12 protein-coding genes and 1 pseudogene are annotated in these 13,603 nt (G+C 70.3%); 6 read left to right on the forward strand and 7 right to left on the reverse strand.

Translation table 11 applies throughout. The features are described 5' to 3' along the window. Positions 1-5 precede the first annotated feature (5 nt). Positions 6-548: a YbhB/YbcL family Raf kinase inhibitor-like protein gene (locus ABH933_RS37740; RefSeq protein WP_429424962.1), complete on the forward strand. Its 543-nt coding sequence runs from the start codon at positions 6-8 to the stop codon at positions 546-548. 6 nt (positions 549-554) lie between these two features. Here the strand turns inward: ABH933_RS37740 and ABH933_RS37745 are convergent, their stop codons facing one another. After that, entirely contained in the window at positions 555-1,445 is an 891-nt protein-coding gene (locus tag ABH933_RS37745; protein WP_429424964.1) for a sigma-70 family RNA polymerase sigma factor, read from the reverse strand. Positions 1,446-1,531: 86 nt separating this feature from the next. Here ABH933_RS37745 and ABH933_RS37750 point away from each other — a divergent pair, with 86 nt between their 5' ends. Beyond that, entirely contained in the window at positions 1,532-2,209 is a 678-nt protein-coding gene (locus ABH933_RS37750; RefSeq protein WP_429424966.1) for a nitroreductase, read from the forward strand. Between the two features lie 34 nt (positions 2,210-2,243). On the opposite strand, the pseudogene ABH933_RS37755 reads toward ABH933_RS37750, so the two are convergent. The 3 genes and pseudogenes from ABH933_RS37755 to ABH933_RS37765 all read right to left on the reverse strand — a co-directional run bounded on the left by ABH933_RS37755 (position 2,244) and on the right by ABH933_RS37765 (position 6,348). Next, positions 2,244-4,071, reverse strand: a pseudogene (locus tag ABH933_RS37755) (AMP-dependent synthetase/ligase). A 130-nt stretch (positions 4,072-4,201) separates the two neighbouring features. Continuing rightward, positions 4,202-4,891, reverse strand: a complete 690-nt coding sequence (locus tag ABH933_RS37760) for a GTP cyclohydrolase II (protein ID WP_429424968.1) — start codon at positions 4,889-4,891, stop codon at positions 4,202-4,204. Beyond that, positions 4,888-6,348, reverse strand: a complete 1,461-nt coding sequence (locus tag ABH933_RS37765) for a PfkB family carbohydrate kinase (protein WP_429424970.1) — start codon at positions 6,346-6,348, stop codon at positions 4,888-4,890. The genes ABH933_RS37760 and ABH933_RS37765 overlap by 4 nt, the downstream gene beginning before the upstream one ends. A 433-nt stretch (positions 6,349-6,781) precedes the next feature. Between ABH933_RS37765 and ABH933_RS37770 the strand changes: the two genes are divergently transcribed. Then, positions 6,782-7,144, forward strand: a complete 363-nt coding sequence (locus tag ABH933_RS37770) for a hypothetical protein (protein WP_429424972.1) — start codon at positions 6,782-6,784, stop codon at positions 7,142-7,144. A gap of 136 nt (positions 7,145-7,280) precedes the next feature. On the opposite strand, the gene ABH933_RS37775 is transcribed toward ABH933_RS37770, so the two are convergent. The 3 genes from ABH933_RS37775 to ABH933_RS37785 are packed head-to-tail and all read right to left on the reverse strand — an operon-like array spanning position 7,281 to position 9,723. Next, positions 7,281-8,360 (reverse strand): quinone-dependent dihydroorotate dehydrogenase, encoded by a 1,080-nt coding sequence (locus tag ABH933_RS37775; protein ID WP_429424974.1) that lies wholly within the window; start codon positions 8,358-8,360, stop codon positions 7,281-7,283. A gap of 5 nt (positions 8,361-8,365) precedes the next feature. Further along, entirely contained in the window at positions 8,366-8,632 is a 267-nt protein-coding gene (locus tag ABH933_RS37780) for a DUF5703 family protein (protein ID WP_215920127.1), read from the reverse strand. Then, positions 8,632-9,723, reverse strand: coding sequence for a YncE family protein (locus tag ABH933_RS37785; RefSeq protein ID WP_429424976.1), 1,092 nt, complete (start codon positions 9,721-9,723; stop codon positions 8,632-8,634). The genes ABH933_RS37780 and ABH933_RS37785 overlap by 1 nt, the downstream gene beginning before the upstream one ends. A 248-nt stretch (positions 9,724-9,971) precedes the next feature. Here ABH933_RS37785 and ABH933_RS37790 point away from each other — a divergent pair, with 248 nt between their 5' ends. The 3 genes from ABH933_RS37790 (at position 9,972) to ABH933_RS37800 (ending at position 13,547) form a co-directional block, all read left to right on the forward strand. After that, complete coding sequence (locus ABH933_RS37790) at positions 9,972-10,328, forward strand: hypothetical protein (RefSeq protein WP_429424979.1); 357 nt, start codon at positions 9,972-9,974, stop codon at positions 10,326-10,328. Between the two features lie 115 nt (positions 10,329-10,443). After that, positions 10,444-10,992, forward strand: coding sequence for a hypothetical protein (locus tag ABH933_RS37795; RefSeq protein WP_429424981.1), 549 nt, complete (start codon positions 10,444-10,446; stop codon positions 10,990-10,992). Positions 10,993-11,408: 416 nt separating this feature from the next. Next, positions 11,409-13,547: an MMPL family transporter gene (locus ABH933_RS37800; RefSeq protein ID WP_429425236.1), complete on the forward strand. Its 2,139-nt coding sequence runs from the start codon at positions 11,409-11,411 to the stop codon at positions 13,545-13,547. Positions 13,548-13,603: the final 56 nt, after the last annotated feature.

The following is a 13,603-nucleotide window of genomic DNA, read 5'->3' on the forward strand; positions in this document are numbered from 1 at the left end:
CTGTCGTGCCCGACTACTCGTACAACCCGTACGCGGCGCTGCCGAAGCTGCCCGACTTCCTGGTGATCTCCACCGATATCGCCGACGGCGAGAGTTTCGGGCTGAACCAGGCCAGCGGGAAATTCGAGGTTCCCGGTGGCAGGGACATCTCCCCGCAGCTGTCGTGGTCCGGATTCCCCGCCGAGACAAAGAGTTTCGCGGTGACCGTCTACGATCCCGACGCCCCGACCGCCTCGGGGTTCTGGCACTGGGCGGTGGCCGATATTCCGGTCGCGGTCACCGGCCTGGATTCGGGTGCGGGCAGCGAGGGCGGCACGCTTCCGGCGGGGGCGATCGCGCTGCGTAACGACGGCGGATTCCCCGGATTCGTCGGCGCGGCACCCCCGGCCGGGCACGGCCACCACCGGTACTTCATCACCGTGCACGCAGTGGACGTGGAATCGCTGGGCATCGGCGCCGACGCGACACCGGCCTACCTGGGATTCAACCTGTTCTTCCACTCGATCGCCCGCGCCCAGCTGGTAGCGACGTTCGAGATCCCCGCCTGAGGATGGTCACTGCGCCGGCGCCCTACCGGTGAGGGTGGCCAGGTGGAGCTGGTCGAGTCGGGCGGGGTCGGCGATGAGTTCGTATTCGGTGATCGTGTCGCCGTCGAAGCCGAACAGGATGATCAGTCGAAATCGGCCGTGCGGCGCGACGGCGATTGCGACCGAGCCGTCGACGAGCAGCGGTGCGGCGAAACGGGCGCTGCGGCCGAAGACGGCGATCTCCTCGGCGACCGCCCGCGCCCCCTGGACGCGGGCGGGGCGGTCGACGGGAATCGCGTGACGGTCCGCGCGGCGAATCACGTCGGCGGACAGCACCTCGAGGACGGCGTCGATGTTGCCCGCACGGGAGGCGGCCAGGAATGCCTCGACGACCGCGCGGCGGCGGGCGAGTTCGGTCGCCGGGATCTGCGGGCGGCCTTGGACCTTGTGGCGCGCGCGGCTGGCGAGCTTCTTGGTCGTGGCCGGTGAGCGTTCCACGATCGGGGCGATCCGGTCGAACGGCACCGCGAACATGTCGTGCAGCACGAAGGTGATGCGTTCGTCGGGGTTGAGCCTGTCCAGCACGACCAGCAGCGCACGGCCGACCGAATCGACCAGTACCGCTTCGTGTTCGGGGTCCGGATCCGGTGCCCGCTCGGCGTTGCCGGGTAGGTCCGCACCGGCGAAGTCCTCGCGGCGCGTGTGCCGGGTTCGGAGCATGTCCAGGCAGATGCGCGACACCGCCGTGGTCAGCCACCCGGGCAGGTTGCCGATGTCGCGCGCGTCCACCGATGCCAGTCGCAGCCAGGTTTCCTGCACCGCGTCCTCGGCGTCGGCATGCGAGCCGAGCATGCGGTAGACAACCCCGCGGACGTGGTCACGGTGCTGATGGAAGCGCTGGGCGAGCGGTTCGGTCATGGCGGTCACCTTTTCTCGTTGTCGTACGTCATTACCGGAGAGAGACCGACACGACCGACAACCGGGACCGAGGGAGAAGCCTACTCGTGGACACCTACACCGCGGTGCACAGCCGCCGCGCCGTGCGCACGTTCACCGCCGAGCCGGTGGCGCCGGCGGTGCTCGAACGTGTGCTGTGCGCCGCGGCGCGAACCCCGTCCGGCGCGAACCTGCAACCCTGGAACGTCTACGTGGTGACCGGGGCGGCGTTGGAGGGACTGAAAAAGCGCACCCGGGAGCGGGTCGCGGCGGGCGATTCGGGTGACACCCCCGAGTACCAGATGTACCCGGCCGAGCTGCCTGCGCGGTATCGGCAGCGTCGTGATGCCGCAGCCGAACAGCGTTACCGCGCATACGGTATCTACCGGACCGACGCACGAGCTCGTGCGGCGCACGTCGCGGCGAACTGGGACTGCTTCGGCGCACCGGCCGCGCTGTTCTGCTACATCGATCCGGTGATGGGACCGCCGCAGTGGGCGGACCTCGGGATGTATCTGCAGACGGTCATGCTGCTGCTGCGGGCCGAGGGCCTGCACAGCTGCACCCAAATGGCCTGGTCGGTCTACCACCGGACCGTCGCGGAAACGGTGCGCCCGCCCGAGGGGGCAATTCTGTTCTGCGGCATGTCGATCGGGTTCGCGGACCCGGGAACCTCACATCCCCGCATCGATCGCGCCCCGCTCGCCGAAACCGTCACCTTCATCGAGGATCTGCCACCCGGGTGAAGCTGGTCCACCAAAGTAATTCCGCCGCAGTCGATCAGCGGGTCGCCAGGCTCACGACCGGTTCGGACACCGGGTCGCTGTACAGCTCGGCGATTTCGGTGGCGTACTTCTGGGCGATCGGAGCGCGCCGGAGCTTGAGCGTGGGGGTGATTTCCGTGCCGCCGGGTTCCCATGCGGCCGGGACGATCCGGAATCGCTTGATCTGCTCGGCACGCGAGAGCCCGGTGTTGCCCGATTCGATGCCCGCGCGGACCTCGGCGACGATTCCCGGGTGCACGGCCAGTTCGGCCAGGGCCGGCGCCGGGCACGCCGAGGGTTTTCGCACGGACCGCGGCGGTGTCGGGGTCCAGCACGATCAGCGCCGCGATATACGGTTTGGCGTCGCCGAGGGCGACCACCTGAGCGATCAGCGAGGAGGCGGCCTTGACCGCGTTCTCCACGGCGGTGGGGGAGATGTTCTTTCCCGCCTCGGTGATGATGAGTTCCTTCTTGCGGTCCACGATCGTGACATAGCCGTCGCCGTCGATGGTGGCGATGTCGCCGGTGTGCAGCCAGCCGTCGGAGTCCAGTGCCTCGGCGGTGCGGTCGGGCAGGTTGCGGTAGCCGCGGGTGACGATCGGCCCGCGCACCAGCAGTTCCCCGTCACTGTCCAGCCGCACTTGCACCCCGCGCACCGCGTGGCCCACCGAACCGGGGCGCGGTGCGGCCGGTTCGGTATAGGTGGCGGCGCCGGCGGTTTCGGACATCCCCCACACCTCGGTGACCGTGAAACCCAGTCCCAGCATGTATTCCAGCGTCTCGGGCGGAATCGCCGCCGCCCCGGACGAGGCCAGTTTCAGCTCGTCCAGCCCCAGGGCCCGGCGCAACGCGGACAGCACCAGCGCCTCGGCGATCCGATACTGCACGCCCAGTAGCGGATTCACCCCGACCCCGTTGATTCGTGCCCGCGCGCAGGCGATTCCGACGCCGATGGACCAGTTCGCCAGGCCCCGGCGCAGCGGGCTGGGCTCGGCGGCCAGGCGGGTCTCGATGCCCGCCTTGATCTTCTGCCACACCCGCGGCACACCGAACATGACCGTCGGGCGGGCATCGGGCAGGGCGGCGGCGATCTCGCGCGCGTCGGGCACGCAGGTGATGGTGATGCCGGTGAGCAGATTCGTGCAGTGCGCCGAGATGCGGTCCGCGACATGGGCCGAGGGCAGATACGACACCGCGCGATCGTCCGGTCCGCCCGCAGCCACCTCCTGGACCGCGCCGACCTGTGCCAGGACGTTCGCATGGGTGAGCTCCACCCCCTTGGAGGGGCCGGTGGTGCCGGAGGTGTAGATCAGGGTGGCCAGATCGTCCGGGCGCACCGCGTGCCAGGCCGCGTCGAAGTCGAACTCCGGCAATGGATCCGCCTCCACCTCGCGCAGCGACATCGTCCCGGCGGCGGGGCCGTCGACCAGTACGATGTGCGCCAGCTCGACCCCCGCGCCGCGCACCGCGTCCAGGAATGCGGCCTCGGTGACCACGATCCGGTTCCCGGCGTCGGTGAACACGTGCGCGATCTGCTCGGGCGAGCTGGTGTTGTACACCGAGAACGGGACCGCGCCCAGATGCAGCGCCGCGGCATCGGCCAGATGGAACTCCGGCCGGTTGGTCAGCATGATGCCGACCGTATCGCCGTGCCGCACACCGAGTTTCGCCAGCCCGGCGGCGATCGCCCGGACCCGACGGTCGTATTCGGCCCACGTGATCTGCACGCCTCCGCCGACCGTGCGCAGCGCCACCTGATGCGGGCGCAGGGTGATCGTCTGCTGGAATGCCTCGGGCGCGGTGTGCACCGCGACCCCGGTCCGATGCGTGAAGGACGTTGTCATCTCCGGTACCACCTGCCTGCGCACGACATCACCGCAGCCGGTTCGTGCAGTGACGTAGGTCACCGATCATAACGATCCGTGCTCGGTCGCGTGTGCTACCTGGGATGCCGGGCCCGCAGGTTCACCCCGGTCAGCGGGGTTCTGGAGCCCAGGGCGCCTCGGCGGTGGGGATCCAGTGCCGACGCCGGCGCCGCTTGGCCTCGAGGTAGTCGCTGGCCCGGGCGCTGAGAGCGGCGGTGGCCAGCGGCAGCACCGACACCGCGATCCCGGCCTCGCGCACGGCGCGTGCTTTATCGGGATTGTTGGTCAGCAACTGGATTGCCCGCACCCCGAGGTCGTCCAGCAGCACCCGCAGGTGCTCCACGGCCACGGTGTAGCTGCGGGCGTCGGCCGGGTAGCCCAGGGCCTCGTAGCTGGCGAAGGTGTCCGCGCCGTACTGCTCGCTGTGCCGGTATCCGCGCGCCTTTGCCAGCAGCCCGGCCCCGCGGCCCTCCTGTTCGAGGTAGATCAGCACGCCCGCGCCGGCGTCCTGGATCATGTCCAGGGCCTTGTCCAGCTCCGGTCCGCAATCGCAGTCGTCCGAGCCCAGCGACTCCCCGTACAGGCAGCGTGAATGGATCCGGACCAGGCAATCGGGGCCGGGGTCGCCGAACACCAGCAGATGCCCGTGGTCGGTGTCGCCGCCGATCTCCAGTATCCGCAACGGAATCTCGCGTCCGTGACGGTTGAAGGTGTGCTCGGTGCCGGTCCCGGGTGCGGGTACGACGGTCTCTGGCATGACGTGCGCGGGCGCCGCGAGGGCGGGCACGACAACGGTCACTGTTCCTCCGAAGCGAATTTCACGATGTGGTCGATCCGGTCCGCCGGTGGCATGGCGCTGGGAACATTGTCGAGCGACTGGGTGGCCACCATCGCGGCGGTCGCCCAGATGAAATCGCTCGCCTCGGCGGGCTGCCGTGATCGGAGCAGACGATACGCCAGCGCGGCGGAGAACGCGGCGTGCGCGCCGGGGGAACCGGTCAGTAGCGCCGGGAACGGCGGCACATCCAGATCGATGGTGTCCGAACGCACCGAACACCCGAAATCGTCGATCGCGCACACGGTTTGCACACCGAGCAGCCGCAGCTGCGGTACCGGGTCTTCCTCGCCGTGCAGGGTGGTCAGCTGGCGCAGCTCCTCGGTGCTGCCGATCAGGTAGTCCACCGACCGCAGGTGCGGATACAGCCGTTGCGGGCGGGTGACCGGGGGTGCGGCGTGCACCATGACGATGGGCCGGTGGGCCAGGCCGCCGAGGGTGGCCAGCACGTGCTCGAGGATCGATACGGGCTGCTCGAAGCTCATCAGCACCGCATCGGCCGAACTCAGCGCCTGCACCGCGGCCGGGCTGGCGAGATCTTCCATGCTCAGCGCGGCCATGTCGGCCTTGCAGGCGATGATCGTCGGCTCGCCCGAGGGCGTGATGATCACCGCGGTTACCGGGGTCGGGGTGCCCGGGCGCAGCGTGATGAGCTCGGTGCCGATCCGCTGGCCGCGCAGGTAGTCCACGATGCGCCGGCCGGACTGGTCCTCGCCGACCGCGGCCATCAGCTGCACCTCGAGGCCCAGGCGCGCGGTCGCGACCGCGCGCGCCAGGCCCTTGCCGCCGGGGTGGGTGATGAGGCTGCCGTTCACGGTGGTGTGCGGGCGGGGCCGGTGTTCCACGCGGTACAGGTGATCGATCACCGCGTCGCCGACGACGGTGACCCGGCCCACGCTGGGCTGGGCGGCACGCCCGGCGAGATCGGGTAGCGGTGCGGTCTGTGCGCCGTCGTCGACCAGCAGGCGGGCCAGCTCGGTGAACGCGCGACGCTCGGGTGTGCGCCGCAGCTGGCTCACCGTGGGTGCGGGCGGGATCGTCTCAGCGCGCAGCGCGCGGTGCAGCTCCTGCCAGTGCTCGCACAAATATTGGCGGCGCGCCCCGAGATCATCGGCGTACAGCCCGGCCGGATCCACGCCGTTGGCGGGCACGGTATCCAGCAGGCCCAGGGCCAGTTCGGTGTCGGTGATCAGGCGTTCGGTGGCGGGCAGGCGCCGCACCAGCTCGCGCAGCACCGGGGCGACCGCGTCCTCGCGGCGCAGCCCGGCGCGGTCGGCGTGGCGGGCGATGACGTGCAGCTCCAGCAGCGGCCCGGCATCGATCTCGGTGCTGTCCAGGCGATTGGATCGCAGGCCGCGGCGTTTGCGCAGGCGGGACAGCACATTGCGCACGGCCTCGGTCGCGGCGTCGTGTCCGGCCATGTGCGCATCACCTCCGTTTTTCAGTTGCGCAGTACCCGCTCCCGAGCAGACGATAGGGCAAGGGATCGGAGATTGCCGGGTTTATCGCCGATGAGAACCGGCAATACCCAACATATCGCGGCATTTGTCCGGACGGAATGTCAAGTGCCGCGGCGCAATCGGCGATCTTGAACGCCAGCGGCCCCGGGGAGGTCCAGATGACGGATGCGATTCTGTGCAAGCGCCGCATCCGGCAACGGCAGCGGCACCTCGCGCCGCACCCATTCACGAGCCCTTGTCCAGCGCGGCGTGCACACGCCGCCCGCACCGCCGGAGGACATCCGGCAAACCCACATCGGTTCGCCACTTTCCGGCACTCGGCGCCGATGTAGCGAGTAATCGTCCGTTCCGGGCGGCGGCGGGTCGCCCGGGCGGCATCCGAGAGGAGAATGCCGTGACCATCGAGACGACAGAGTGGGCGATGACCAGTGACCGCACGCCCGAATACGCCTGGCGCGCCATCGGCGTCGGGGTCGCGGTGTGGCGGCTGAGCTGGCTGCCCGAGCATCGCCTCTCGCACGCGCAGGCGTGCGCGGGCATGGAACTGGACGAATTGCTCAGCGATCCGGCCGCGGTGCACGACGAGCCCACCCACCGCAAGGTTGCCGAGCACGCGTCCGTGCTGGGCGTGCACTACGAGCACGCGGTGATCCTGCTGTCGCGGCGCATGATCGACCGGATGCGCTGGCATTCGGGCATGCGCACCCGCCGCGAATCCGAGCCGGTGCTCTCTGGCCCGGGCCCACGCTGCTCGTGACGGGCGCCGACCCGGCCCCGGTTACACAGCCCCGCGGTGGGGACATGCCCCGGTGGGTGCGGGTCCGGCCGCACACACGCGACGCAACTCGGCACGGGATGCAGGTGTGCACAGCACGCCGAGAGCGTGCGGGAGTTCAGGCGCGGGTGGTGTGCCCGGCGCCGACCGCCTCGGACAGCGTGGCGTACCCCCCCGCACGCAACTGCGCGGCCAGGCCGCGGTGCAGGCGCCGGGTCCACAGCGGCCCGCCGTAGATGAATCCGGTGTACCCCTGCAGCAGGGTGGCCCCGGCCAGGATGCGCTCGTAGGCCTGCTCGGCGGTCTCGATGCCGCCGACGGACACCAGCACCAGGCGGTCTCCGACCCGGGCATACAGCCGCCGCAGCACCTCGAGGGACCGCTCGGCCACCGGCGGACCCGACAGCCCGCCCGCGCCCATCGCGGCGACCTGCGCGGCCGGGGTGCGCAGACGATCGCGGGCGATGGTGGTGTTGGTGGCCACGATCCCGGCCAGCCCCAGCTCCACCGCCAGATCGGCGACCGCGTCGATGTCCTGGTCCGACAGATCCGGCGCGATCTTCACCAGCACCGGCTTGTTCACCGAGTCCAGCACCGCGGCCAGCAACGGCCGCAGCGATTCCACCGCCTGCAGATCCCGCAGGCCGGGCGTATTGGGGGAACTGACATTGACCACGACGAAATCGGCGAGCGGGCCCAGCAGCTCGGCGCTGGTGACGTAGTCGGCGGCCGCCTGCTCGGCCGGCACGATCTTGGTCTTGCCGATGTTGGCGCCGATCGGGACCCCGCCGGGCCGCCGCGTGCGCAACCGTGCCGCCGCCGCGGCCGCGCCGTGATTGTTGAATCCCATCCGATTGATCAGCGCGTGATCGGCAGGGAGGCGGAACAGGCGCGGCGCGGGATTGCCCGGCTGCGCCTGCCCGGTGACCGTGCCGATCTCGGCGAATCCGAAACCCAGTGGGCCCCAAGCGTTCACGCCCTCGGCGTCCTTGTCGAACCCGGCCGCCAACCCGATCGGCGCCGGGAAATCCACGCCGAACGCGGTGGTGCGCAGGATCGGATCGCCGGTCACGGTCAACCGGGCCAGCAGCGCGCGGGCCGGGGCGAAGCGGGTGGCCAGGCGCATCGCGACGAAGGCCAGATGGTGAATGCGTTCGGGAGGCAGCAGGAACATCAGGCGAAGCAATAACGCGTACATGCCGATCACATCCCCGGTTCCGGCACCGGGGCCGTGGTTTTACGCCGCCGCAGCAGCACCCGCCGGCTGCCGTCGGTGTACGCCCGGACCCGCGACAGCTCCCAGCCGCCGTACTCGGCCTGGATGGACAACCGCATCGAGGCTGTCACCCGGTTGATCTCGGGGGGTAGTCGTAACGGCACGTACTCGTATTCTCCTTCGTCGCTGGTCTCCTCCCAACTTGCCGGAATCGACCGTCTGCGTGGTGAACGGTGCGCCGAGGCCCGAGTCATCACTGCCCTCTCTTCCTCTCGTCCGCGCCGATCCGCTGCAGACCCGCACCCGTCGCGGACCCCACGAACAGGTCGCCGGTGCGGGAGTCGACCGTCACCGAGTTCGGCTGGCGCACCGTGGCGAAGCGCCTCACTTCCTCCGGTATACCCGTCGACAGGTCGTAGCCGACAACTTCGTTGGTCCCGGTCAAGCTCACCCAGAGTGTTTCGGTGGCCTGGTCGTAGGCCTCGGCGTAGGGCGAGGAGCCTACCGGGAACCACTGGTGCATTTCGAGCGGATCGGGCGTGTACACCAGCAGCGCACCGCCGGCGGTGTCGGTGACCAGCATCCGGCCGAAATGGTCGGTGATCATGTTCACCGCCCCGATGCCCGCGCGCAGCTGCAGCCCGGGCCGCGCGCGTTTGATGTCGACCTGGGTCAGCGTGGTCCGGTCGCGGTCCAGCGTCACGATCGCCGAGCCGGGAGCGACGATCGCGTCGTTGCCGCCGAGGCCGGTGAACGTCTGCGTCACATGCCCGTCCGCACCCAGGATCAGCACCCGCCCGTCGGCCAGGCCCGCGGCCACCGTGCCGTCGGCGCGCTGGGCCACCGAGCGGACCTGCCCGTCGACGGGGGTGGCGTGCACACTGGCCGCGGCCGGGTCGATGTGCAGCACCTGACTCCCAGCCGCGGCCAGGACCTGACCCTCCGGGCCCGGGGTCAGCGCCGTGGTGCGGGCGGGCAGGGTCACGGTGCGGGCCGGGGCGGCCAGGTCGGCGGGATCCAGGATGCGCACGGTGACCCCGTCGGAATCCAGGAGCAGCAGCGCACCGGTGGCGGGCTCGGCCAGCGCCGCGGCGATCGGGCCGCTGGGCACGACGGTCCCGGCGGGGGTGGCGGTCGTTGCCGGGGCGGTCGCGGCGTGGCCCGGGGCCGCGGCCGGGGTGCTGCCGGTGTATCCGGAGTTCTTGGAACATCCGCTCAGCAGTGCCGCGGCGGTGGCCACGGCCAGCAGTGCGGCCATCGATGATCGGCTCACGGCCCGCAGTCCCGGCCGATGCACGGCGCGTCGTGACGCCGCGCGGGCTCCGGATTCACCGCGAGCACGCATACTCCGAACTCCTTCTCACCGACCACCGTGCGGTGTCCCGCACCGGGCCCGGACACGGGCCCCGACCGCTCGAGCGGACTTCTTTATCTGACCATGATCGCGGACCCGGCCCGCTGTCCGGGGTGCTTCCGCACCCTGGGCGCGTCGCATTCGCCGCCGATCGGCCCCGTCATCCCGCCTTGCGATGATCACTCTGTCGGTACCCGGGGTTAACGTGTAGTTCGACCAACCCGAACCAGGAGAGCCGGTTGACCACAGATCCGCGGTCCGGATTCACCCTCGACGACCTCACCGTCGGGCCCTTCGCGCACGGATTCGGCGGCGCGGGTGAGGGGCGGTCGTTCGCGTTCCGCACGGTCGGTTCCATCCTGACCCTCGAGATCTACCGCGCCGGGCTCGAGGCCGACGTGCCCGGCCCGGAGGATGTGGTCGCCCGCGCGCAGGCCCCCGTCACCGATATCGACCTCGGCGATGCCCGCAGCGTGCGCGCGCTGGTCTGCGACCTGATCCCGCTGGCCACCCCGGTCGGCCCGCCCGTGGGCATCGCCCCCGCCACCGTGCACGCCCTGCTGCTGCGCCTGAGCGCGGTCCTGGACGGTATCTGAGGGCCGCGGCCGCGAACATGCCGGGCCGGAATACGGCCGGGCACACCACAGCGTGCCAGACTGGGGGCAGAAGTCCGGTTAACTTGGACCTGTTTCGACGCCGGTGAGGATGTGGATGGCTGTGCGAGGATCGGCCCGCGGTCGATGGGCGGGCGCGGTGTGCGCGCTGGTGGCGCTCGCGATGGGAGCGGCAGCGTGCGGGGGCGATCCGGATGCGGCCTCGGTGGCCGCGGCCCGGTCCTCGGCATACGCCGCGCTGAGCTCCTCCTCGCAGGCCGCGGCGGTGAGTTCGGCGAACCGGCCACCGATTCCGACCGCCGCCCAGCTGGACGCGCAACTGAAACGGGCGCTGGATCCCACACTGCCGGACAGTGATCGCACCAACCTGATTCAGGACGGCCAGGCGTTCGCCTCCTCCATCCCGGACATGTACAAGGCGCTGCACGACAATCCGCGCGCGGTCTACGGAGTGGTGGACCCGGTGTTCGACAATCACGACGGCACCCTGACCGCGACCCTGCGCCTGGACAAGGACGGCACCGGCGAGAACGTGCGCACCACCATCATGCATTTCATCGATATCAACGACACCTGGAAGATCTCGCGCAACGACCTGTGCGGTGTCCTGCGCTCGGCCGATTACAAGACCCCCGCCTGCGGGTGATCCCGGCCCAGGAGTGCATCGGGTGAATAGTTCAGTGGCACAGAGGATCTCACGCACGGCGACACCGTGGGTGCGCCGCCGCGGCGGGCTTCCCGAAGTCGACCACACAGCCCCGTCCAGCGCCGCTGTCACGGTCGTGGCCGCCCGGACGCGGGCGCCGCGGCACGATCCGCACTGCACCCAGCAGTTCCGGCGGGGGCACATCGCCGGAACTGCGAACCTGAGCGGTATTGCGAACCAGGCAGCGGCACAACGCATCCCGGCGAGAGCGGCACGGCGAACCGGAGTCGTGGACGGTGCAGCGGCACCGGGCCGGGAACACTCAGGGGTGCCCGGTTCGCGTGCGGCGGACACCGGAACGCGAACGGAGTGTGCGGGTGAGTGAGACGGCTCAGCGGAGGCGCGCGGCTACGACAGTGGAAGCGCAGCACTGGTCCCGGACGCTGCCGCTGCGGTGGGGGCGGTTCGTGCACCGGCACCGGTATGTGGTGCTGGCGGTGTGTGTGCTGGCGATCGCGATCTCGGGGTTCTGCGGGCGGGATCTGGGGCCGCGGCTGACCCAGGGCGGCTGGTTCGACGACCACAGCGAATCGGTGGTCGCCTCCCAGCTCGCGGATGAGACCTTCGGCCGCGACACCGACGCCGACGTGATCGCCCTCTACACCGCCCCGCCCGGCGCCACCGTGGACACCCCGAAGGTGCACACGGCGATCACGCAGGCACTCGCCGCGCTGCGGGCCCGGTACCCGGACCGGATCAAGAAGATCGACAGCTATTTCGACGGCCCGATGATGGGCCAGTTCGCCGACGCCTCGCGCACCCACGCGTTCGCCAGCATCGGGCTGCGCGGGCAGGACACCCAGACGGTGAACAACTACCTGACCATCGAGAACGATCTGGGTGCGGGCCCACCCGGCAGCGGGCCCGGCGGCACCACGGTGCAGCTGGCCGGGCTGCAGCCGGTGGTGGAGGGCATCAATCTGGGGATGCAGCACGACATCCGGCGCGCGGAGCTGATCGCGCTGCCGCTGGTGGCGATCCTGCTGTACTTCGTGTTCGGGGGGCTGATCGGGGCGCTGCTGCCGGTGCTGATCGGCGGTATGACGATCGTGGGCACCCAGGGCATCATCCGGGGGCTGACCGATGTCATCGATGTCAACGTGTTCGCCAGCGCCGTGGTCACCCTGGTGAGCCTGGGCCTGGCCATCGACTACGGGTTGTTCGCGGTGACCCGGTTCCGGGAGGAGCTGGCCGCCGGGCACGGCGTCGAGGAGGCCACCGCCCGCACCGTGGCCACCGCCGGGCGCACGGTGCTGTTCTCCGCGGCGATCATCGCGATCAGCCTGGGCGCGCTGTTCATCTATCCGCATCAGGTGCTGCGGTCGGTGCCGTACGGCGGGATCAGCGCGGTGCTGCTGGCCGCGGTGCTGTCGGTGACCGCGCTCCCGGCGCTGCTGAGCATCGTGGGCGAACGCATCGACCTGTGGGGCTGGCACGGGCTCGCGGGCGTGGGTTCCGCAGCGCCGCTGGGGGTGTCGCGGCGGCTGCGCGCCGCGCGCGGGCAGGGGTTCTTCTCGGATCTGGCGCTGTTGGCGATGCGGCGCCCGTGGCGGGTGATCGTGCCGGTGGTGCTGGGGCTGCTACTGTTGCTGATTCCGTTCCGGCACATCGCGTTCGGGGGGTTGAGCGAACGGTATCTGGCGGCGGACAACCCGGCGCGGGTGGCGCAGGAACATTTCGACGCACTGTTCCCCGACTTCCGCACCGAACCGCTGAAGCTGGTTGTGGTGGGCGCGAATTCGCGTCAGCTGTCCGATATCCGCTTCCAGGCGAACTTCGCTCCGGGCCTGACCGGTCCGTTCGAGGCGGCCGCGCCGACCACCCGCGGCATCACCGTGCTGCAGGCTGGGCTGACCGATCAGACGCACGCGGGCCCGGCGATCGACACCCTGCGTGCGATCCCGAAGCCGACCGGGGTGCGGGTGATGGTGGCGGGGGTGCCCGCGCTCGAACACGACAGCATCACCGGGCTCCTGCACGGACTACCGGAACTCGCGGCGATTCTGGTGCTCGCGGCGATCGCGCTGATGTACGCCGCGTTCCGGTCGCTGGTGCTGGCGGTGAAGGCGGTCGCGATGAGCGCGCTGAGCCTGGGCGCCACCCTCGGGGTGCTGACCTGGATCTTCGTGGAGGGACACGGGGCGGCGGTGCTGGGTTTCACGCCGGGGCCGCTGATGTTCGCGGTGCTGGTGCTGATCGTGACGGTGCTGTTCGGGCTGTCCACCGACTACGAGGTGTTCCTGCAGTCCCGCATGACCGAGGCCCGCGCCGCCGGCGCGCCCCCACCGGAGGCCATCCGCTACGGCATCGCGCACACCGGCCGCGTGATCACCTCCGCCGCCGCCATCCTCATCGTCGTCACCGGGGCGTTCGGGTTCTCCGATCTAGTGCTCATGAAATACATCGCCTACGGCATGATCGCGGCACTGATCCTGGACGCCACCGTCATCCGCCTGCTACTGACCCCCGCGGTCCTCAAACTCGTGTGGCGGTGAGCTCGCCGCCGACCAGTTCGCCGGGGTCGTGCAGGGCGGTGGGGCGGAACGAGGGT

The organism is Nocardia sp. GP40 (assembly GCF_050434125.1).
GTDB lineage: Bacteria > Actinomycetota > Actinomycetes > Mycobacteriales > Mycobacteriaceae > Nocardia > Nocardia albiluteola.

Bases quoted from the DNA above. Each gene is read 5' to 3' on its own strand.
- ABH933_RS37785 (WP_429424976.1), bottom strand. From the start codon at position 9,723: ATGCGTGCTCGCGGTGAATCCGGAGCCCGCGCGGCGTCACGACGCGCC.
- ABH933_RS37765 (WP_429424970.1), bottom strand. From the start codon at position 6,348: ATGGCCGGACACGACGCCGCGACCGAGGCCGTGCGCAATGTGCTGTCC.
- ABH933_RS37780 (WP_215920127.1), bottom strand. From the start codon at position 8,632: ATGACTCGGGCCTCGGCGCACCGTTCACCACGCAGACGGTCGATTCCG.
- ABH933_RS37775 (WP_429424974.1), bottom strand. From the start codon at position 8,360: ATGTACGCGTTATTGCTTCGCCTGATGTTCCTGCTGCCTCCCGAACGC.
- ABH933_RS37745 (WP_429424964.1), bottom strand. From the start codon at position 1,445: ATGACCGAACCGCTCGCCCAGCGCTTCCATCAGCACCGTGACCACGTC.
- ABH933_RS37795 (WP_429424981.1), top strand. From the start codon at position 10,444: ATGGCTGTGCGAGGATCGGCCCGCGGTCGATGGGCGGGCGCGGTGTGC.